This is a genomic window from Leifsonia shinshuensis (assembly GCF_013410375.1).
Taxonomy (GTDB): Bacteria; Actinomycetota; Actinomycetes; order Actinomycetales; family Microbacteriaceae; genus Leifsonia; species Leifsonia shinshuensis.
This window is the reverse complement of the sequence record NZ_JACCFL010000001.1, coordinates 663,269-683,495: the sequence shown is the minus strand read 5'-3', so window position 1 is coordinate 683,495 and position 20,227 is coordinate 663,269. Positions and strand designations below refer to the sequence as shown.

The 20,227-nt window shown below is 70.8% G+C and carries 20 protein-coding genes; 10 read left to right on the top strand and 10 right to left on the bottom strand.

Annotated features, from left to right (window positions below; all coding sequences use genetic code 11):
* Positions 1-18 precede the first annotated feature (18 nt).
* The 3 genes from HNR13_RS03425 to HNR13_RS03415 all read left to right on the top strand — a co-directional run bounded on the left by HNR13_RS03425 (position 19) and on the right by HNR13_RS03415 (position 1,933).
* Positions 19-864, top strand: a complete 846-nt coding sequence (locus tag HNR13_RS03425; RefSeq protein ID WP_179604453.1) for an exodeoxyribonuclease III — start codon at positions 19-21, stop codon at positions 862-864.
* 72 nt (positions 865-936) lie between these two features.
* Positions 937-1,449, top strand: a complete 513-nt coding sequence (locus tag HNR13_RS03420; protein ID WP_179604452.1) for a hypothetical protein — start codon at positions 937-939, stop codon at positions 1,447-1,449.
* A 16-nt stretch (positions 1,450-1,465) separates the two neighbouring features.
* The gene (locus tag HNR13_RS03415) at positions 1,466-1,933 is read left to right on the top strand and encodes an SRPBCC family protein (protein ID WP_179604451.1); all 468 of its coding nucleotides are present in this window, start codon (positions 1,466-1,468) and stop codon (positions 1,931-1,933) included.
* 18 nt (positions 1,934-1,951) lie between these two features.
* On the opposite strand, the gene HNR13_RS03410 is transcribed toward HNR13_RS03415, so the two are convergent.
* Positions 1,952-2,428 carry a hypothetical protein gene (locus HNR13_RS03410; protein ID WP_179604450.1) on the bottom strand — a complete coding sequence of 159 codons (477 nt, stop codon included), beginning with the start codon at positions 2,426-2,428 and terminating at the stop codon, positions 1,952-1,954.
* A 201-nt stretch (positions 2,429-2,629) separates the two neighbouring features.
* Between HNR13_RS03410 and HNR13_RS03405 the strand changes: the two genes are divergently transcribed.
* The gene (locus HNR13_RS03405) at positions 2,630-3,571 is read left to right on the top strand and encodes a helix-turn-helix domain-containing protein (RefSeq protein ID WP_179604449.1); all 942 of its coding nucleotides are present in this window, start codon (positions 2,630-2,632) and stop codon (positions 3,569-3,571) included.
* Here HNR13_RS03405 and HNR13_RS03400 read toward each other — a convergent pair.
* From HNR13_RS03400 to HNR13_RS03390, 3 genes are all read right to left on the bottom strand, one after another.
* Positions 3,568-5,247 carry a DUF11 domain-containing protein gene (locus tag HNR13_RS03400; protein ID WP_179604448.1) on the bottom strand — a complete coding sequence of 560 codons (1,680 nt, stop codon included), beginning with the start codon at positions 5,245-5,247 and terminating at the stop codon, positions 3,568-3,570. The genes HNR13_RS03405 and HNR13_RS03400 overlap by 4 nt on opposite strands.
* Positions 5,248-5,431: 184 nt before the next feature.
* On the bottom strand, positions 5,432-6,331 hold the full coding sequence (locus HNR13_RS03395) for an SDR family NAD(P)-dependent oxidoreductase (protein ID WP_179604447.1): 900 nt from the start codon (positions 6,329-6,331) through the stop codon (positions 5,432-5,434).
* Between the two features lie 7 nt (positions 6,332-6,338).
* Positions 6,339-7,121 carry a DNA alkylation repair protein gene (locus HNR13_RS03390; RefSeq protein ID WP_218881158.1) on the bottom strand — a complete coding sequence of 261 codons (783 nt, stop codon included), beginning with the start codon at positions 7,119-7,121 and terminating at the stop codon, positions 6,339-6,341.
* Between the two features lie 362 nt (positions 7,122-7,483).
* Between HNR13_RS03390 and HNR13_RS03385 the strand changes: the two genes are divergently transcribed.
* The 3 genes from HNR13_RS03385 (at position 7,484) to HNR13_RS03375 (ending at position 10,796) form a co-directional block, all read left to right on the top strand.
* A complete protein-coding gene (locus HNR13_RS03385; RefSeq protein WP_179604446.1) occupies positions 7,484-8,929 on the top strand; it encodes a DUF6421 family protein in 1,446 nt (481 codons plus the stop codon).
* Between the two features lie 83 nt (positions 8,930-9,012).
* Positions 9,013-9,636, top strand: a complete 624-nt coding sequence (locus tag HNR13_RS03380; protein WP_179609096.1) for an SDR family NAD(P)-dependent oxidoreductase — start codon at positions 9,013-9,015, stop codon at positions 9,634-9,636.
* 89 nt (positions 9,637-9,725) lie between these two features.
* Positions 9,726-10,796, top strand: coding sequence for a beta-eliminating lyase-related protein (locus tag HNR13_RS03375; RefSeq protein ID WP_179604445.1), 1,071 nt, complete (start codon positions 9,726-9,728; stop codon positions 10,794-10,796).
* A 220-nt stretch (positions 10,797-11,016) separates the two neighbouring features.
* On the opposite strand, the gene HNR13_RS03370 is transcribed toward HNR13_RS03375, so the two are convergent.
* The gene (locus HNR13_RS03370; protein WP_179604444.1) at positions 11,017-11,772 is read right to left on the bottom strand and encodes a GNAT family N-acetyltransferase; all 756 of its coding nucleotides are present in this window, start codon (positions 11,770-11,772) and stop codon (positions 11,017-11,019) included.
* Between the two features lie 53 nt (positions 11,773-11,825).
* On the opposite strand from HNR13_RS03370, the gene HNR13_RS03365 reads away from it, so the two are divergent.
* Positions 11,826-12,152 (top strand): hypothetical protein, encoded by a 327-nt coding sequence (locus tag HNR13_RS03365; protein ID WP_179604443.1) that lies wholly within the window; start codon positions 11,826-11,828, stop codon positions 12,150-12,152.
* 24 nt (positions 12,153-12,176) lie between these two features.
* Here the strand turns inward: HNR13_RS03365 and galU are convergent, their stop codons facing one another.
* Genes galU through HNR13_RS03345 form a run of 4 tightly spaced genes read right to left on the bottom strand, consistent with a single transcriptional unit; the run spans position 12,177 to position 17,671 of the window.
* Positions 12,177-13,151 carry a UTP--glucose-1-phosphate uridylyltransferase GalU gene (gene galU / locus HNR13_RS03360; RefSeq protein WP_179604442.1) on the bottom strand — a complete coding sequence of 325 codons (975 nt, stop codon included), beginning with the start codon at positions 13,149-13,151 and terminating at the stop codon, positions 12,177-12,179.
* Between the two features lie 36 nt (positions 13,152-13,187).
* Positions 13,188-14,582, bottom strand: a complete 1,395-nt coding sequence (locus HNR13_RS03355) for a UDP-glucose dehydrogenase family protein (RefSeq protein WP_179604441.1) — start codon at positions 14,580-14,582, stop codon at positions 13,188-13,190.
* A 28-nt stretch (positions 14,583-14,610) separates the two neighbouring features.
* Positions 14,611-16,098 carry a glycoside hydrolase family 26 protein gene (locus HNR13_RS03350; protein ID WP_179604440.1) on the bottom strand — a complete coding sequence of 496 codons (1,488 nt, stop codon included), beginning with the start codon at positions 16,096-16,098 and terminating at the stop codon, positions 14,611-14,613.
* Positions 16,091-17,671: a glycosyltransferase gene (locus HNR13_RS03345; protein ID WP_179604439.1), complete on the bottom strand. Its 1,581-nt coding sequence runs from the start codon at positions 17,669-17,671 to the stop codon at positions 16,091-16,093. The genes HNR13_RS03350 and HNR13_RS03345 overlap by 8 nt, the downstream gene beginning before the upstream one ends.
* 431 nt (positions 17,672-18,102) lie before the next feature.
* Here HNR13_RS03345 and HNR13_RS03340 point away from each other — a divergent pair, with 431 nt between their 5' ends.
* Complete coding sequence (locus tag HNR13_RS03340; protein ID WP_179604438.1) at positions 18,103-18,603, top strand: hypothetical protein; 501 nt, start codon at positions 18,103-18,105, stop codon at positions 18,601-18,603.
* A 13-nt stretch (positions 18,604-18,616) separates the two neighbouring features.
* Here HNR13_RS03340 and HNR13_RS03335 read toward each other — a convergent pair whose 3' ends face one another.
* Positions 18,617-18,967, bottom strand: a complete 351-nt coding sequence (locus tag HNR13_RS03335) for a UBP-type zinc finger domain-containing protein (protein WP_179604437.1) — start codon at positions 18,965-18,967, stop codon at positions 18,617-18,619.
* Positions 18,968-19,142: 175 nt separating this feature from the next.
* Between HNR13_RS03335 and HNR13_RS03330 the strand changes: the two genes are divergently transcribed.
* Complete coding sequence (locus tag HNR13_RS03330; RefSeq protein ID WP_179604436.1) at positions 19,143-20,132, top strand: CorA family divalent cation transporter; 990 nt, start codon at positions 19,143-19,145, stop codon at positions 20,130-20,132.
* Positions 20,133-20,227 lie beyond the last annotated feature (95 nt).

The following is a 20,227-nucleotide window of genomic DNA, read 5'->3' as shown; positions in this document are numbered from 1 at the left end:
GGCCGATACGATCGGGGCATGCGCGTCGCCACCTGGAATGTGAACTCCATCCGCACCCGAGTCGCCCGGGTGGTGGACTGGATGGTCAGGGAGGACGTGGATGTCCTGGCCATGCAGGAGATCAAGTGCAAGCCGGAGCAGTTCCCCTACGAGGCGTTCGAGTCGGCCGGGTACGAGGTCGTCCTGCACGGGCTGAACCAGTGGAACGGCGTCGCCATCGCCTCCCGGCTGCCCATCGAGGACGTCGAGATCGGCTTCCCCGACATGCCGGGCTTCCTGAAGGACCACGACGGCCCCGACCTCCCGAAGGAGGCGCGCGCGATCGGCGCGACCGTGGACGGCGTCCGGCTGTGGAGCCTCTACGTCCCCAACGGGCGCTCCCTCGATGACCCGCACTACGTCTACAAGCTGGACTGGCTCGCCGCCCTCGCCGCCGACACGCAGCGCTGGCTGGGCGAGGACCCGCACCAGCAGCTCGCGCTGATGGGCGACTGGAACGTCGCCCCGCTCGACTCCGATGTGGGTGACCCGAGCCTCGTCCCGGGAGTCTCCACGCACATCTCGCCGCCGGAGCGCACCGCGTTCGCGGCCTTCGAGAAGGCCGGCCTGACCGACGTCGTGCGGCCGATCGTGCCCGACGGCTACACCTACTGGGACTACAAGCAGCTGCGCTTCCCGCGCAACGAGGGACTGCGGATCGACTTCATCCTCGGCTCCCCGGCCTTCGCCGACCGCGTGACCGGCGCGAGCATCCACCGCAACGAGCGCAAGGGCGACGCCCCCAGCGACCACGTCCCCGTGCTGGTCGAGCTCGCGGACGCGGCCGCCGAGGAGGACGACGACGACCGGCCGATGATCTGGTGATCGCGCTCGCCGGGCGCGCCTGAACGCTCCCGGCGATTGCACCGATGCCCACGGTCGCGGTATCCCGGTGTCATGCGCAGCGCGGCTCCCCGGCCACAGGCCATCGCCCTCCTCATCGCGTTCGGGGTGCAGTTCGCCCTCGGGATGCTGCTCAACCTGTTCGTGCAGCTGCCGAAGACGCACCCCGGCAGCACCGGCGGCGAGTACTTCTCGCGGTCCTTCACGAGCCTCGGCTGGGCGCTCAGCGGGGGCGGCGGACCGTGGCTGCTCGTCCACGCGGGACTCGGGCTGCTGCTGGCTCTCGGGACGCTGGCGCTCTTCATCGGCTGCCTCGTGCGGCGCGTGCGCGGCTGGCGCTGGCTCACCGGCGTCGCGGCACTGGTCACGGTGGGCGCGTTCTTCAACGGGATGAGCTTCGTCGACTACGGCGAGGACTTCAGCTCCGCGATCATGGCCGGCTGCTGGCTGATCGCGGTGACACTGCTGGTGGTGGCGGTCGCGCGATCCCACCATCCGGACGACCTGTCCACCCCCTCGCCGTCCGGCGGGGCGCGGCCTAGCGTCGCCCCCGAACCAGACCGGTAAGGAAAGGACCAGCCTCATGGCCACAGTGACCGAGAGCATCGACGTGGACGTGCCCGTCACGACCGCGTACAACCAGTGGACGCAGTTCGAGAGCTTCCCGCACTTCCTCGACGAGGTGGAGGAGGTGCGCCAGGTCGACGCCACCACCAGCCACTGGCGGGTGAAGATCGGCGGGACGGCGCGCGAGTTCGACACGGTCATCACCGAGCAGCACCCCGACGAGCGGGTGGCGTGGAAGACCGTCGCGGGCGACGTCCTCCACGCGGGTGTCGTGACGTTCCACCGGCTGTCCGACACGGGCACGCGGGTGACCGTGCAGTTCGACTGGGAGCCCGGAGACGCGCTCGAGAAGATCGGCGCGGCGCTGGGCGTCGACGACCACGCCGTCAAGAAGGACCTGCGCAACTTCAAGAAGTTCATCGAGGCGCAGCCCGCGGAGACGGGCAGCTGGCGCGGGAACGTCGAGCCCGGGGGTGTCGCCTGAGCGCCTGACGGCCACGCGTCAGAACAGAGTGACCTTCACGATGGTCACCGGTCCGCCGCTGATGGCGACGGGACCGGTGGTCTTCGGGCCTGTGACAGTCGAGCTTCCTGATTTCCACTGCAGCTGGCCGATGCGGTTCCCGTTCGTGTACGTGCTGACTCCGCCGACGTTGACCGCCATGCTGCCCGTCCCCTGGTAACCCCGGTACGGGCTCGAGTACAGGCACAAGGAGGTGGTGGTGCACCCCGGACCGATGATGCTCACGCCACGAGTCCGGACATCGGTCCGGGTGCCGACGATTTCGCCCGTCGCGGCATCGACCACCGTCACGGTTTCGACAGCCGGCGCGAACCCCGGAAAGGAGGGGAGCTCTTGCTCTCGCGGCACCTCATGGATGCTGCTCTCGTCGGCATTCGCTGGTCCGCCAACGAGCAGTCCCGCGAACGCGACGGCTGTGATCCCAAGTGAGGCGGCGAGCGCGCGAATTCTTCTCACGGTGATTCCTTCCAGTAGTCACATTGTCAATGTAAGATGACAATGTCACGTGTCTGGATCGTTTTGCAAGGCGCAGACCGTGGATTCACCCTTGGAGCTTCCCGCCGCCGTCTGCTAGGTTCTCACCAAGAATCTCATATCTCACCGGCCACTCCGGGCCGGTGAGCCTGGACGGGAGAACGGGCGGTCACCATGAAGCCTGTGGAGCGGCCGCGTGCCGTGCGGTTCGCGGGCCTGCGCCTGCGCTTCGACGAGGCGCGCCGGGCGCTGAGCGAGGCGACGGTCCCGCTGATCTGCTCGTCCACGGAGACGCAGACCTTCCGCACCATCGCCAGCGGGGCCGTCGTCGGCGACATCGTGCTCAACGCGATCGGCGGCTCGCGTCACACCGTCGAGCAGCCGGAGCCGTACGGCGAGAGCGCGACCGGCGCCAACGCGATGATCCACATCCAGCTCTCCGGCGAGAGCGCACTGACCCAGGACGGGCGCTCGGCGGTCGTCCGCGCCGGTGACGTCACGGCGTACACGGCCTCCCGCCCCTTCCAGCTCCACCATGCCGGCGAGAGCCTCATCGTGCGGATCCCGCACCGCGCCCTGCCGGTCCCCGCCCGCAGCGTGGACGAGGTGGTCGGCGTCCGGCTGGCACGGGAGCGGCCCCTCGTCGGCCTCATCCACCCGCTCGCGCTCCATCTCTCCCGCACGGTCGACCGGCTCCAGGGCAGTGCGGGCCGGCGCGTGGTCGAGAGCGCGGTCGGGATGCTCGGCGCCGTCATCGTGGAGACGCTCCAGGAGCGCGAGAACGGGCCGGGGGAGTCCCAGCTCGACGTCGTCATGGACTACATCGAGTCGAACCTCTCCCGGCCCGACCTCACGGTGGCCGAGATCGCCAGCGCCAACTTCATGTCGGCGCGCAAGCTTCACACGCTGTTCGAGGAGCACGACAGCACGGTCGCGGCCTGGGTGCGGGCGCGGCGCCTGGAGCGCTGCCGCCGCGACCTCGCCGACTCGGAGTACGCGGGACTCCGGATCGGCGAGATCGCTGCGCGGTGGGGCTTCACCGACGCGGCGCACTTCAGCCGGCTGTTCGCCGACCGGTTCGGCGCCCCGCCGCGGGCCTTCCGCGCGGCGGTCGCTGCGCGCTAGCCCCGGTGCGACCGCCGCGCCCGCGCCTGCGCCACGGCGAGCGCTCCGCTCGTGAGGAGGAGGACGAGCGCCAGCACGCCCACCTTGTACGCGCCGAGGAGGGGGTCGCCCGTGCGGGCGAGGAGCCCACCTGGGGCGCTCGCGACCACCACCGCGTCGACCGGCGGCGGGTCGAGCGGCGGCACGACGATGTCCACGTCGTCGTCGGTGCAGGGGCCCGACTCCGTCGCCGGGTCCTCCTCGCAGACACCCTCCGACGTGATGGACGCGGTGTTCACGATGGCGTCGCCGACCGCGACGTCGTGTCGCACCGTCGCCGAGACCACGATCTCCCGCACCTCCCCCGCGGCGAGGTCGCCCAGCTCCCAGACCAGCGACCGGCCCTCCGACGCGTCGCTCAGCGGGATCGACGTCGACACCAGGTCCAGCTGCTCGGGGAGGGTGTCGGTGACGACCACGTCGGGCGCCGCGAAGTCGGACGCGTTGGCGGCGACGAGCACGTAGTCGAGCCGTTCGCCCGCGACGACCGTGGTGCGGCCGTCGTCCTTCGCGATCGACACCGCGGGCAGGATCACCGGGTCGCGCGGCGGCGGGACGACGGGCCGGAAGTCCTCCTCGAGCACGATCTCGAACGCGGACTCGAACAGGTTGGAGAGGACGGTCTTGATCTGGTCGTTCGCTGCCCGGACGCCCGTGCCGAGCAGCGGGCCGCCGCCGAGGCCGTGCGCGAACGTCTTCCGGAACGACAGCGACAGCGGACGGTCGAACGGCTTCTTCTTGGTCAGGTGGATGCCGCCGTCGGCCGTGGTGGTGACCCCCACGTACGCGTCGGCGCCGGGAGTGGAGGCCTCCGGGTCGAGCTGCACGGCGAAGCCGCCGAGCGCGTCCGGGTCGGAGAGCGAGAGCCGCTCGTCGAACGAGAGCGGCGACGTACTGAAACCCGGTGTCGCCTCGAACCGCTCGACCAGCCGGTCCAGCTCGTCGAACAGCGGCGCCAGAGGGACGTCCGGGATGGTCTCGACGCCGCCGTCCGGCGACGCGAACCGCTTGTCCACGGAGAAGTGGCTCAGCTCGAGGTGCGGCAGCGGCTGGGAGACGTTGTCCCGCGCGAACAGGTACCACGCCGTGATCTGGGCGGCGAGCATGATGTCGGACGCCTCGACGGTGCGGAACGTCAGCGGCTGCGACCCGTCGGTGGCGATGGAGAGGCCGCGCTCGGCGGCCAGCTGGAGGCCGGCGTTCAGCGTGCGCGAGATCCGGACCGCCGTCTCCTCCGGCACCAGGCTCGCCAGGTCGAAGTACTCGGAGCCGTCCGGAACGCGGTAGTCGACGTGGAGGATGTCGATGCAGACCAGGACGCTCTCGGGCAGGTACGCGCCCGTGACGGGGTCGCGGCCCAGGAAGTAGTAGGGCATCCCGACCACGGGGTCCCCGTTGGCGTGGCGCAGCGCCGGGAGCGGCAGTCCGGCGTGCGCCGCCTCGATCCGGTCCACGTCCAGCCGGACGTGGCTGTAGACGCCGCCGTACAGGGTGGGCCTGGTCTCCCAGTCGATGGCGGCGATCGCGCCGGGTCCGGCGGCGGCCGCCCGGGGCGCCTCCGTGAGCGTCGCGAGCGCGACGCCCGTCGTGACGACGAGGGCGATCGCCGTCCTGATCCGTGTTCCGATCCGTTTCATGTTGGAGCCTTTCGAACGAACGGGCCAGGTTTCGGCCCGCGCTCTCAGGCTCGGCCACGCGTGCGGCGCGGAGGACGGAGCGTGCACGGATCTCCAGGTCCGGCCCCGGGATCGGCACGGATCGTCAAGTCGCGGACGCTCGCCGCGACCGGCGGGACCCACGACCGTCGGCACCCGCCGGCGGTCAGCGCCCGGTGAACTCGTCCATCGAGGAGTAGACCCCGAACACCCGGCCGGCGAGGGCGTCCCACGCGCGGGTGGGGAGGACGCCCTTGAGCGTCTTGGCGAGGCCGACCGACCACGGCAGCATCAGGACGGGCTTGCCGGCGAGCATCGCCCGCCAGACCCGGTCCACCACGTACTCCGGGGTGAGGATCGGGGTGAGTAGCGGGCCGCGGGCGCCCGCGAACATCCCGGTGTCGATGTAGCTCGGCGCGACGGTGGTCACCTTCACATGGCCGTAGCCCTGCTGCTCCAGTTCGAGCCGGAGGCTGTCGCTCCAGTTGATGACGGCGGACTTGCTCGCCGCGTACACGCTCATCCGCGGGTTCGCGAGCGTTCCCGCCGCCGAGGCGATGTTGACGATGCGCGCCTCGCGCGGGCTCGCGATCATGCCGGGGAGGAACTCCCGCGTGGTGTACATCGGCGCCAGCGCGTTGACCTGCATCGTGGCGCGGGTGTCGTCGCCGTTGTCGTGCTCCCAGAAGTACTTGCCGCGCACGATGCCGGCATTGTTGACCAGCACGTCGATGCCGCCGAGCTCCTTGCGCACCGACTGGGCGGTCTGCGCGATGCCGCCGAGCTCCCCCAGGTCGACAACGTAGGGGTGGATGCTGGTCCCGGCCGCGGCCGCGCCTCCCGCAGAGCTCGGCGAGCCGGCCGGCGCGCCCCACGCGGTGACGGTGCGACCGGCGAGGACCTCGCCCCGGAGGCGGTCGGTGAGCCGGGTGAGGCCGGCCTCGTCGCGGTCCCAGAGCACGACGGCGCGCGCGCCCTCCCGGACGGCGCGCTCCGCGTAGAGGAGCCCCATCCCGGAGGCGGCCCCCGTGATCAGGACACGTGCTCCTCGAACCGTTCTCGCCATTCGTCCATCATCCCAGGCCGCCCCGGCTCCGGGGAGCCGCGGCGGCCCGGCGGGGCACCGCCCGGTACGCGGCCCGGGTCGCGGCGTCCAGGTGCTCGGTGGCGTACGCGAGCATCGTGCGCGGCATCCGCGCCGCGTGCTCGTCGAGGAAGCCGAGGAGCAGCGCCCGGTCGACGCGCTTGCCCGTCTCGCGCAGCATCCAGCCCACGGCCTTGTGCATCAGGTCCTCCGGGTCGTCCAGCAGCCGCGACCCGAGCTCCAGCGTGGTGGACGCGTCGCCGGCCTTCAGGAACGCGAACGTGGAGAGCACGGCGACCCGGCGCTCCCAGAGCACCGGGCTCGCGGCCAGCTCGTCCAGCACCCCGCGCGGGCGGACGAGGAGGAACGCGCCGAGCACGTACTCGGCGGAGGCGTCGACGAGGTCCCAGTTGTTGACCCGGCCGTCGCGGACCGCCTGCAGGTAGAAGTCCGCCAGGCGTTGCCGCTCGGCGTCGTCGCGGGTGCGGATGCCGCTCGCGCGGGCGAACGCGGCGTTCAGGACGATCAGACCGGCGAGCCGGTACTCGTGGACGGGGCTGTCGAGCAGTGCGCGCACCTCGGGCAGGGGCAGCCCGGCGAAGCGCTTCGCGACGGCGCGGGTCTGCGGCACCCGCACGCCGATGAAGACGTCGCCTTCGCCGTACTCGCCGGGGCCGGTCTTGAAGAAGCGCTGCAGGAACACCGCGTCGGCCGGGTCGGCGACGGCGGCCAGCGCCGCCATGACGGCGTCGGCGGTCTGCTCCGTGGTCACGAGAGCACTCTAGGTCCCCGCGGGGCGGCGAGGGGGTCGCGGGGCGTCCGGCCTTCCCGAATGCACGGACACCCCGCGAGCAGCCTCCTCTCGAGCTGCACCGGTCGGCAACGAGGACGTCCCGGCATAGAGGAGAGCGCGTCCTCGCCGATTCATGACGCGGCGGAGAGGATTCCGTCGGGGCGGCTCGTCAGCGAGAGGGCCCACGCCGCTTTCCTGCGCGATCGGCCGCCGGTGCGCAGCTTTCCGCCGAAACAGTCAAGAAATCGTCCGGTCTTCGCGGTTAGGCTCGGATGAGAACGCCGAAAAGGCGTCTATCGCAGTGCCGCGAGCGCGGCCGATCGTACGACGGGAGGTTCGTCATGTCTCAATTCGTCCCGCAGTTCACTGCAGGAGCCATTGTCGGGGAGCCCGAGGTCGTCGAGGACGCCCGCTCCGTTCGTGAGGTCGCGACGCATCCCGCGTGGCTGCGACTGAAGGAGGCGGCGACCGCACTCCAGGCGCTGCAGGTCAAGGACGGCTCGGTCGGGCTGGAGTCCGACCGGCTCGCCGCCGCGGAGCTCACCGCCACCATCGTGGACGCCATCGCCGAGCTCGCCCCGTTCTTCCCGCACGACGCGTCCTACCTGGCCGCCCTCCGCGCGGACTTCGCCCGCTGGGCGGATGAGGGGTTCGGGGTGCCGGACTTCCTCGACGCGCTGAACGAGTTCCAGCCGCAGCGGAACCGCGTCGACGGGCTCGGCCACCTCGTGGTCTTCCCGATGTACACGCAGAACGGCAGCACGAACCGGTTCGTGGAGGCCGTGCTCGTGGAGGTCATCTGGCCCGAGTTCGTGGCGGCGCTGGAGGCCGGCGACTACGGCAACAAGCTGTTCGTGGCGCTGCGCTTCGTGGACTTCACGCCCGGCTACGACACCAACTCGGCTGTGCTGTTCCCCGAGACGGTCGCGATGCGCGAGATCCCGACGTTCACGTGGGGTGCGATCTTCCAAGACCGCGAGGCCGCCCGCTACCGCCGGGTCGTGCGCGCCGCCGCCGAGATCACGAAACTCGACCTGCCGGCGGATGCCGCCCTCATGCTGGAGGACCAGCGGCTCACGGAGGAGACCTTCGTGATGTGGGACCTCATCCACGACCGCTCCCACATGCGCGGCGACCTGCCCTTCGACCCGTTCATGATCAAACAGCGCATGCCGTTCTTCCTCTACTCGTTGGAAGAGCTCCGCTGCGACCTCACCGCGTTCCGGGAGTCCGTGCGGCTGGAACGCCAGCTCGGCGCCCTGCCGGAGTCGGAACTGTCGGACCCGCAACGGCAGATCCGCGACCACGCCAAACTGGTGCAGTACGCGGTGATCTTCGACCGGATCTTCCGGTTCGCGATCACCGGCAGCCGGATCCGCAACTACGACGGCCTCGGCGGACAGCTCCTGTTCGCCTGGCTGCACCAGCACAACGTCCTGCACTGGACCGACACCCAACTCACCATCGACTGGGATCAGGTCCCCGACGTGGTCGTGGCGCTCTCGGACCGGATCAACGACCTGTACTGGAGGTCCATCGACCGGCCCAAGGTCGCGCACTGGCTCGCCGCCTACGACATGCTCACCGAAACGCTGACCCCGAACCCGGCATCGGTGTGGGCACGCGGCCTCTCCGATGAGGTGCTGGCCGGACCGCCGAAGGGCTACACCGACGCGGTGCTGGACGACGAGTTCCCCCTCTCCATGTTCTACGAAGCGCTGAACAAGAAGATGACCGCCGTCATCGAATCCACCTCCGGCATCACCGGAACGACGGACGAGGCGTGACGGATCAGGAAGGTTCGACGCCGGCGCGGTTCTCACCCGAAGGGACCGCGCCGGCGTCGGCGACCGGCGTCGCCGGACGCCTCGTGCTGATCGCCGGCGCGACCAGCGCGTCCGGCGAGGCGGTGGCGCGTGCGCTCACGACGGCAGGCGCGACCGTGCTCGCCGTCGGCACCCGGCAGGAGGCGCTCGACGCACTGGCGGAGGCCGTGCCGGGCGTCGACACGCGGGCCTGCGACCTCGCCGACCGTGACGCCGTGGCCGAGCTCGCGATGCGCATCCACCTCAAGTTCGGGCGCGTCGACGGTCTGGTCCACCTGGTCGGCGGCTGGCGCGGGGGTGGCGGCATCGCCGGGCAGAGCGACGCGGACTGGGAGTTCCTGGAGCGCGGCTTCCAGACCCTGCGGAACACCACGCGCATCTTCTACGACGACCTGGTCGCCTCCCCGGCCGGCCGGCTGGTCACCGTGTCCTCCACGGCAGTCGACAGGCCGTACGCGGGCGGCGCGAACTACGCCGCGGCCAAGGCAGCGGCGGACGCGTGGACGCGCGCCGTCGCGCACGGCCTCGGCAAGGAGGCTCCGCAGTCGGCGGCCGTCGAGTTCGTCGTGAAGACGCTCGCCGGCCTCGAGGAGCGCCTCGGCGACGAGGTCGTGCGCCTCTGGCGCACCGACCCTTCGTCGATCAACGGCACGCGCCTCCCCCTCTGACATTCGTGCCGAATGTCCACTTTCGCGGCGCCATAACGTGCATTCGTGCCGAATCGGGGCCGCGCTTTCAGCGAATCTAGGATGGAACAGTGACGCTTCAACTCCATGACCTCAACCTGCGCGGCTTCGCGTCGGACAACTACGCGGGCGTGCACCCCGAGATTCTCGACGCGATCGCCGCGGCGAACAACGGGCACCAGATCTCCTACGGCGAGGACGTGTACACCGAGCGCCTGCACGAGGTGTTCGCCGAGCACTTCGGCGAGGGCGTCCAGGTGTTCCCGGTCTTCAACGGCACCGGCGCGAACGTCGTCGGCCTGCAGTCGATGGTGCCGCGCTGGGGTGCGGTGATCTGCGCCAAGACCGCGCACATCAACACCGACGAGGCCGGCGCCCCGGAGAAGGTCGGCGGCCTCAAGCTGCTGACGGTCGAGACCCCGGACGGCAAGCTGACACCCGAGCTCATCGACCGCGAGGCCTGGGGCTGGGGCGACGAGCACCGCGCGCAGCCGCTCGCCGTCTCCATCACGCAGACCACCGAGCTCGGCACCGCGTACAGCGTCGAGGAGATCCGCGCGATCGCCGACCACGTGCACGCGCGCGGCATGAAGCTGCACATGGACGGCGCCCGCATCTCCAACGCCGCCGCCACGCTCGGCGTGCCGCTGAAGGAGTTCACCACGGACGCCGGCGTCGACGTGCTCAGCTTCGGCGGCACCAAGAACGGGATGCTCTACGGCGAGGCCGTCGTGGTCCTCAACCCGGCCGCCTCGGAGGGCCTGCTCTACCTGCGCAAGCTGAACATGCAGCTCGCCTCCAAGATGCGCTTCATCTCGGCGCAGCTCATCGCGCTCCTCCACGACGACCTCTACCTGCGCTCGGCGTCGCACGCCAACGCGATGGCGTCGCGGCTGCGCGGCGCGCTGGAGGCCGGGATCGCCGACGGCAGCATCCAGGGCGTCGGCTTCAGCCAGGCCACGGAGGCGAACGGCGTCTTCGCGACGCTCCCGGCCGGCGTCGCCGACCGCCTGCGGCAGCACTTCCGGTTCTACGACTGGGACGCCGCCCGCCACGAGGTGCGCTGGATGTGCTCGTTCGACACGACCGAGCAGGACATCGACGACTTCGTCGCCGCCCTGGTGGCCGAACTGGCGGCCTGATCGGGCCTGCCCCCTCACCGTGCCCCCTCTAACTGGGGACAGACCGGGGTACAAAATGGTCCCCCATTTGGCCGACACATCCGCTAGTCTCTAAGAGTCGACGGAGGAACCCGAATAATCCTCCAGCGATAACCCCGAAACGCATGCCGGGCTGTGTGGAGTAACCCTAGTATCCACACCGCCCGGCATCGTGGTTTAACAGCGTCGTGCCAGCCGAACCTCAGCGGGACTGCCAGTAGGAGTAGTGCGACGCCGGGTGGAAGCCGAGCCCCGCGTAGAGCGCGTGGGCGGCGGCGTTGCCGGCGAGCACCTGCAGCCACAGACGCCGCACGCCGCGCTCCCCCGCCGCGCCGGCGAGCGCCACCGCGAGGGATCTGGCCAGCCCGCGGCGGCGTGCCTCCGGAAGCGTGGCGACCGCGTAGAGTCCCGCCCAGTCGCCGACGAGGGCGAGCCGCGCCACGGCGACGGGAGCGCCGCGCCGCGGGCCGGGCGCAGCGGCGTACAGCGCCGGGCCGCCGCTGAGGATGCGACCGACGATGTCGCGTTCGGCGTCGCCGCCGCGACCGTCCACCTCCCACCAGGTGTCGAGCCAGCCGGGAGGCGGAGCGTCCGCGACCCGGACGGCGGCCGCTCCGGGCGACGGCGGCGCGGCCGCGACCTCGGCGCGGTCGGCCACCAGGACGTCGGTCCGCGAATGCTCCCGGTAGCCGCGGCGCGCAAGCAGGGCGGGGAGCCCGGCCGGCGACGCCGGACTGACCTGGAACACCGTGGGGAGGAGGCGGTCCCGGTACCAGCGTTCGGCCCGGGCGATCGCGGCCTCCGGGTCCGCGACCTCGCCGCAGGTGAGCACCGAGTTGGCGCGGTTGGTCACGCCGCCCGCCGACCGGAGGGTCCAGCCGCCCAGCTCCTCGCGCTCCAGGGCCGGCCAGCCGCGGTCGGCGAGGCGGTCGAGGACGGCGGGCTCGGGAACGCGCATCCGTCGACTGTAACCGGTGACACCGCACCGTGCGGGGGCGTACCGTGCGTGGCATGACCGACACGAAGGACGCCGTGACCTGGAACGGCGCGGAGCCGTTCCCCGCCGCGGAGATCGCGGGGCTCAAGGCCAAGACCGTGGCGCACGTCGTGCACTACCGCCGCAAGACGTACGTCACGCTGCCCTCCGAGGGCTACGCCCTCCTCAAGCGGGTGCGGACGCTGCTGCGCGACGGCACCACCGACCTGGTGCCGCTGGTGCACCGCGACGGCTTCGTGTGGCTGGCCATCGGTCCGAACATCCCCATCGCGGTCGACGAGGTGGAGACCGACTCGGGCGAGAGCGAGAAGCACACGCTCAAGCGGCTCGGGCTGCGCTGACGACCCTCCCGCCCGGCGGCCCGCTCAGGCTCCGGCGATCTGCAGGAGCTCCCGCGCGGCCGGCTCCAGCGGCACGGGCAGCGCCGGGATGGAGCCGGTGTCCGCCGGTCCCGCATTGGCGGAGAAGTCGCGCAGCCACGGCAGCAGCTCCGGACCGAGGTCGTCGCGCGCGACGGCGAGCTGCACGATCGCCTTGAGGTAGTCCAGCCGGTCGCCGGTGTCATAGCGCCGGCCGCGGAAGACGACGCCGTGCACGCCGCCGGTCCAGGCCGGGGCGGTGGCCAGGCCCTCGAGCGCGTCGGTCAGCTGGATCTCGCCGCCCTTGCCCGGGGGCGTCTTCTCCAGGATGTCGAAGATCTCCGGACGCAGCACGTAGCGGCCGATGACGGCGTAGTTCGAGGGCGCGTTCTCGCGGCTCGGCTTCTCGACGAGCCCGGTGATCCGCACCACGTCCTCGTGCTCGGTCGGCACGACGGCGGCCGCGCCGTACAGATGGATGCTCTCCGGCGGCACCTCCATCAGCGCCACGACGGTCGTGTTGAGCGCGTGCTGCACCTGCAGCATCCGCGTCAGCAGCGGGTCGCGCGCGTCGATGATGTCGTCGCCGAGCAGGACGGCGAACGGCTCATGGCCGATGTGCGCCTTCGCGCGGAGGACGGCGTGGCCGAGGCCCTTGGGGTCGCCCTGCCGCGTGTAGTGGAGGTCGGCCAGCGAGGTGGAGTAGCTCACCTTGTGCAGGCGGTCGGTGTCGCCCTTGCGGGCCAGGGTGTCCTCCAGCTCGGCGTTGCGGTCGAAGTGGTTCTCCAGCGCGTTCTTGTTGCGGCCCGTGATCATCAGGACGTCGTGGAGCCCGCTGGCGACGGCCTCCTCGACCACGTACTGGATGGCCGGCTTGTCCACCACCGGCAGCATCTCCTTCGGCATCGCCTTGGTCGCCGGGAGGAACCGGGTGCCGAGGCCGGCCGCGGGGATGACGGCCTTCGTGACGTAACTGCTCATGTCGGTTGCTCGCTTTCTCGAGTCGGAGGCGGAGGATCAGTGGAGGGGGAGGGCGTCGGGGACGAGCGCGGCGGAGGCCGGGACGCGGCCCATGCCCAGGACGGTCCAGCCCGCGGCGTTCCACGCGGTCGCGTCGAGGCAGTTGCGGGCGTCGATCACAGTGCCGCCGGAGGCGAGCTCACGCAGCGCGGCCGGGTCGGCTCCGGTGAACTCGTCCCACTCGGTGAGCACCACGGTCAGGTCCGCTCCGGCGAGCGCCTCCTCCTTCGACTCCGCGTAGCCGAGCGTCGGGAAGAGCCGCTGCGCGGTGCCGCGGGCCTGCGGGTCGTAGACCACGACCTGCGCGCCGCGGAGGTGCAGCGCGGCCGCCACGTTGAGGGCGGGCGAGTCGCGGACGTCGTCGGTGTGCGGCTTGAAGGCGGCGCCGAGCACGCCGATCCGCCGGTTCAGCACCGAGCCGCCGAGCGCCTGGAGGGCGAGGTCGATCACCCGCTGGCGACGGCCCATGTTGATCTCGTCCACCTGCTGCAGGAGGCCGACCGCCGCGTGCGCTCCCAGCTCGCCGGAGCGGTGCATGAGCGCCCGGATGTCCTTCGGGAGGCAGCCGCCGCCGAACCCGAGGCCGGCGTTGAGGAACTGGCGCCCGATGCGGGTGTCGTGACCGAGCGCGTCCGCCAGCAGGGCGACGTCGGCGCCTGCGGCGTCGCAGACCTCGGCGATCGCGTTGATGAACGAGATCTTGGTGGCGAGGAAGGCGTTCGCGCTCACCTTCACCAGTTCGGCCGTGGGCAGGTCGGCGATGAGCACCGGCGTGCCGTCGGCGATCGGCGTCGCGTAGACGCGGCGGAGCAGCGCCTCCGACCGCTCCGAGGTGCCGCCGAACACGAGCCGGTCGGGACGCAGAGTGTCGTCCACGGCCTTGCCCTCGCGGAGGAACTCGGGGTTCCAGACCAGTTCGGCGTCGACGCCGGCCGGCGCGGCCTCCGCCACGATCGCCCGCAGCCGGGCGCCGGTGCCGACGGGCACGGTCGACTTCCCGACGATCAGCGCGTCGTGGGTCAGCGCGGCCGCGATGCCGCGGGTCGCGGCCTCCACGTAGCTCAGGTTCGCGGCGAACGAGCCGGACTGCTGCGGCGTCCCGACGCAGATGAAGTGCACGTCGGAGGCGGCGACCGCCTCGGCGAGGTCGGTCGTGAAGCGCAGCCGGCCGGCCGCGACGTTCGAGCGGATCAGCTCGGGCAGGCCGGGCTCGAAGAACGGCGCGCGGCCCTCGGTGAGCTCGGCGACCTTGTACGGGTCGGTGTCGACGCCGATCACGTCGAAGCCGAGCTCGGCCATCGCCGCCGCGTGGGTGGCGCCGAGATAGCCGGTGCCGATCACGCTGATGCGCGGGGCGGCCTGGTCCTTCTGGGTCTTCTTGGCGGTGGTCATGTCGTGTCCTTCCGGATGCGGCGCCGGATCACGGCGCCGGGGTGAGGGTGAAGCGGTCCTCGGGCCTCGTCAGCCCCGCGATGAACGCGGACAGCGAGTCGGCCCGGGAGTCGATGCGCCAGTCGTTGGTGGCGCGCACGCCCTCCACGTAGCTGGTCACGGCGAGGTTGAACCAGGAGAAGCCGATGATGTCGGCGTTCTGCGGCTTGGCGAGCCCGGCGAAGAGCGAGGTGATCCAGGCGGGCTTGTGGCCCTCGGTCTCGGAGGCCCCGACCTCGGCGAGGATGATCGGCTTCGACGTGAGGGCGCGCAGCTTGTCCAGGCTGGGCTTGAAGGTGTAGTCGAAGCTGAAGTCGTTGTCCGCCTTGAACGGCGGCCGCAGGTAGCCGGAGAGGCCCACCCAGTCGACGTACTGGTCGCCGGGGTAGAGGTTCTCGAGGTAGCCGGGGACCTTGTGCGTGGCGGGCAGGTTGTTGACGATGTTCGGCGCCCACACCCAGACCACGAGGTCGTTCGCGCCCTCCTGCTGGAAGATGTCGTGGACGTGCCGCCACATCTTCACGTAGTCGCCGGGGTTGTTGCCGTTGATGGACTTGCCCGCGCCGTCGGTCTCCGACCACGGGTACCAGATGGCGTTCATCTCGTGGTCGAGGCGGATGGCGAGCGGCAGGCCGCCAGCGACGATGTCCTTCGCGTACTGGTGCAGGTAGGTGTCGAAGTCGCCGCCGATGATCTTCGGCAGGGAGTACTCGGGCGCCGAGTTGGAGTCGTTGGCCGCCGTGATCGGACGGGACTCCCACGTCATCATCGGCATCCGGCCCTGCTGCCAGGCGCGCTTCACCGCGTCCGGGCGGAAGGTCTGGTCCCAGCCCTGGAAGTAGCCGACCAGGTTGGGCGTGACGCCGATCTTCGAGCTGGTCGCGTCGAAGGTGGCCCAGTTGAACGGGGCCTGCTCGGTGTACATCCCGAAGTAGCGGCTCGACGGGTTCAGGAGGTCGGCGCGGGCCGGTGCGGTGACCGGCGGCGCCACGTTGCCGCCGGAACCGGAGGATCCGGAGGCGGGCTTGCCGGTGACGGCGGAGCCCGTCGCGTGGCCGGCCTTCGCCTGCGCTGCGGCGAGCTGCGCCTTCACGCTCGCGAGCTCGCTCTGCGCGGCCTGCGCCTTCTGCTGCGCGGCCGCGAGCTGCTTGGCCGCCCCCGCCTGCGCGGCGAGCGTCTCCGCCTGCATGGCCGTCAGCTTGCCCTTCTGGGAGGCGATGGTCTGGGTCGCCCGGTCGAGGTTGCGCTTGAGCTCGGCGTTCTGGGCGGCGAACGGCGTCACCGTCTCGGTGACGTCGGCGACGGCCTTCCGCAGCGGGGCCCCGGTGGGCGAGACCCACACGTAGGCGGAGATTCCGAGCAGGACGGTGGCGAGGACGAGGAAGGCGGCCAGGGTGGCCTGCGAGCGGGACTTGGACTGGGCCCACCAGCTGTGGGCTCGGCCGGCGACGCGGCCGGTGAAGGTCGGGCTAGACAAGGAACAGGGCCTCCAGGGTCAGGATCGCGATGCCGATCAGATACGGGATGGCGGCGAGCGGGTTGAGCCGGCGCCGGGTGGACTTCTTCGCGGCGGTCTTCGTCGCAGTCTTCGCCTGCGCGCGGGTGACGACCTCCGTTGCGGGCCGGGTGGCGGTCGCGAGGGCGGTGGACGAGGTGACGCCGCCGACGGCGTCGGGCAGGTCGAGCCGGGGAGCCGTCGCTGCGCTCGGGGTCGCGCCCAGCGCAGTCGTCTCCGGCGCCGTCGTCCCCAGCGCCGTCGTCCCCAGCGCGGCGATCTCGTCGTCCGAGCTGATCTCTCCCGGCCCTCCCGCGTACGCCCCGGCCCGGGTCCCCCAGCCGCTGGCGTGCGCCATGCGGAAGAACCCGATGAGCCGGATCGGCATGAGGAAGAAGGTCGAGACGATGATGAACACCGGCAGCCGGAAGAAGTCGCTCGGCTTCTCCGAGAGGTGCCGGATCTGCCGGATGGACATGCTGATGACCGACGACGCGACCATCAGCGCGGCCACCGCGAGGATGCCGCCCTGGATGCCGTAGGACTTCAGGAAGCCCTCGTAGAAGTTGTAGCCCGCCCCGGTGATCGACCGGTACACCCAGCCGCCCATGACGCCGGCGAGGATGAACGGCAGGAGGATGTCCATCACGAAGAAGAACGCCAGGATCGGCGCGTGGCCGAGCATCCAGGGCAGCATCCGCATGGTGTTGTACTGACTCCCGCGCGCCCAGCGGAGCTGCTGCTTGAAGAGCTTCTTCACCTTCAGCGGCGCATCCGTGTAGACCAGGCTGGTGTGCTGGTAGACGGTGCGGTAGCCCTCCTTCAGCGTGAGGTTCGTCAGGGTGCGGTCGTCGGAGACCTCCAGGAACACCCCGAGGAACTTCTCGGTCATGAACTTGTCCATGACGCGCATCAGGATCGAGCGGCGGAACGCGATCGTCCGCCCGGGCAGGCAGCCGATCTGGCCGACCACGCTCTGCGCGGGCATCGAGTAGAGCGCCCGCGAGTTCTCCAGCCAGTCCGCCCAGCGGGTGATCCAGCTGCGCTCGGGCTCCAGGATGCGCTGCTTGGTGGTCACGCCGCCGACGCGCCGGTCGGCGAACGGCTTGACCAGCTCGCTCAGCGTGTCCTGCGTCCAGACGGTGTCGGAGTCGACCAGGACGGTGATCTCGCCGGTGGACATCCGCGTCCCGATCATCACCGCATTGCGCTTGCCCGGGATGGGCGTGTGCACCCAGCGCACCAGCGGGGCGAACTCCTCGCACACCTCCGCCAGCTCCGGGTTCGGGGCGCCGTTGATGACGACGATGATCTCGCCCGGCCGCTGCTCGACCATGCGGCCGAGCACGTCGCGGAACAGGTCGAGGGGCTCGTCCACGACGGGGACGACGACGCTGGTCGTGCCGTGGAACTCGTCGGTGTACGGCCGGTAGCGGCGGGACATCAGGACCTTGACGATCCAGATGACCCAGATCAGCGCGGAATAGATGGCGAACAGGTAGAACTCGGGATGGCCGCCCAGCATGTGCCGGAGCTGCAGCAGGAAGATGAACACGAGACAGGCCTCTCGGTGCGGAAAGGGGGGGTGGCATCCACGTCGGCGGGGATCTGGTCGGTTCGGGTGGTCCTAGTTGTACGGGTCCTCATGAACGACCCGCAAGTGGGGGTGGAACGGACTTGACGGCGCGTCGCCGATCTGTATTCGGGGGACATGTCCGCCGACATGCCGACACCCGGTGCCACTCCGCGGTGAGCGACCGGAATCCCAGGTCAGAAGCCTGATCGGCGGGTTGCGTCCCGGGCGCGGCGGCGACAAATGCAGGCATTCTTTGTACCCCGATGGAGGCAGGAAAGCGCTCTCTGTGAGGTTACGAAGTTTTACGTCCGCGACATACGGCGTTCACACAGAAGGGCGGTTTCGCACCCCTCCCCGGCGCCCGCGAACGGGCCTACTGCGCGCCTCATCCGCGGGGCTATGCTGACGCCGTGAGCGCAGACGCCGGCACCGCAACCCGCACCGTCCGTCGCGGCCTGACCCGCCGCCGTGTCTCCGCCGCGCTGGTCGGGGTCGCCGTCCTGGGGCTGCTGGCCGGGTGCGATCTGATCGCCCCGCAGGACACGAAGTACATCCAGGAGACCGCCACCGGGGTCAACGGCGACATCGGGCCAATCTTCATCGGCAACGCCGTCCTGCTCACGAAGCACTCGTCGTCGCTCGCGAGCCTGGTCGCCACCCTCGTCAACCAGGGCACGTCGAGCGAGGACGTGCGGATCGTCACCCACGCCGGCTCCGAGACGGTCACCGTGAAGGCGTCCGAGTCGGTGCAGGTCGGGACGCCCGATGGGGAGACGGTCACCTTCGACGGCCTCGGCGCGCAGCCGGGTTCGCTCGCCCCGGTGACGTTCCAGACCAGCACCATGACGGAGACCCTCGAGGTGCCGGTGCTGGACGGATCGCTGCCCCAGTACCAGAACCTGGTGCCCTGAGCTCGCCCTCCGGTCAGCCGCGCGCCGCGAGTCGGGCCCGCCAATCGGCGGGCACCCGGTCGGCCGGTCCCGGGGTGGTCTGCGTGTCGGGATGGCTGTCCGGCGGAGCGAGGCGCGGGCCGTCGACGTACGCGTCGAGCGCGTAGTCCCAGAACCAGTCCTCCCCCGGCTCGAAGCTCTGGGCGACGGGATGACCGGTCGCGGCGGCGTGCGCGCGAGCGTGCCGGGAGAGCGAGGAGTCGCAGCAGCCGACGTGGCCGCACTCCGCGCAGCGGCGGAGGTGGACCCACCACCCGCCGGACGCGTCGCACTCTACGCAGCCGGCACCGGATGGCGGGACGGTGGGGTCGATCCCCTCAGACATCGGTGGCCTCCTCCTTGTGTGTGCGCGCTCAGCCTAGGCAGCGGCCCGGCGGGCGGGAAGTGCCACCCGGATTGGGGCGGCGCCGCGGCCCGATCATGAGAAGTCCATCACGTTCAACCGGCGACGACTCAGCGGGGAGGTCGTAGGTTGGATCGTCAGCCAACGAGGAGGTCGCGTGTCGCAGCAGGTTCAGGAGTCCCTCCGGCTCCGGGGGGCGCTCTTCGACGGGGACGAGCGCACGGAGGTCGGCTCGCTCGCCGAGTTGATGGAGGCGCTGCAGACGTCGACGGCCTTCGGCTATCTCGAGATCCGGGACCCGGACCGGCTGCAGCTCTCGGAACTCGCCGAGCACCTCGGCGCGCCGGAGCTCCTCCACCCGCCGGCGTCGGCCTCCAGCGGCCACACGCCGATGGTCGCGGGTGCGCACGTCCGCCTCTCCACCCACCGGGTGCAGCTGGAGGAGCCGACGTTCCAGCTCGTCGTCGCCGACCTGCACATCTACGTGCTCCCCCGGCTGCTGATCCTCGACCACGACGGCGGCTTCGACTTCGAGCCGCTGCGCGCCCGGCTCGACACCGAGAAGCGGCACCGCGACCAGGGCGTCGGCTGGCTGCTCTGGCTGGTGCTGGACGAGCTCCTCGGCGAGGCCGGATCCGCGCTGAACGCCCTGGACGACGAGCTCGACGACATCGAGGACGTGCTCCTGACGCCCGGCAACAAGCCGGCGGCGATCCAGAACCGTGTCTACCGGCTGCGCAAGTCGGCCTCCCGGCTGCGGCGCTGCCTGCTGCCGCTGCGCGACGCGGTGGACGCCCTGCTGCGCCGCGAGGCGGACTGCGTCAGCCCGTCGTTGTTCCCGCTCTTCCAGGGGCTCTACGACCGCGGCGTGCACCACGTGGAGTGGGCGGACTCGCTGCGCGACCTGGTCACCGCGCTGTCGGACACCCAGATCGCGATGGAGGGCAATCGCCTCAATGTCATCATGAAGAAGGTGACGAGCTGGGCGGCGATCATCGCCATCCCCGCCGCGGTGACCGGCTTCTACGGGCAGAACCTGCCCTACCCGGGCTTCAACACGGTCGGCGGCCTGTGGACGTCCACGCTGCTGATGGTCGTCGGGTGCGGCGGCCTGTACGTGACGTTCAAGCGCAAGGACTGGTTGTAGACACGTCACCCATTCCTGGAATACTCTCCCAGGTCCATGTGTTCACATCGACATAGCTGGGCAATGGAGCCTCGTCACCCTGTTCCCACCCGTCG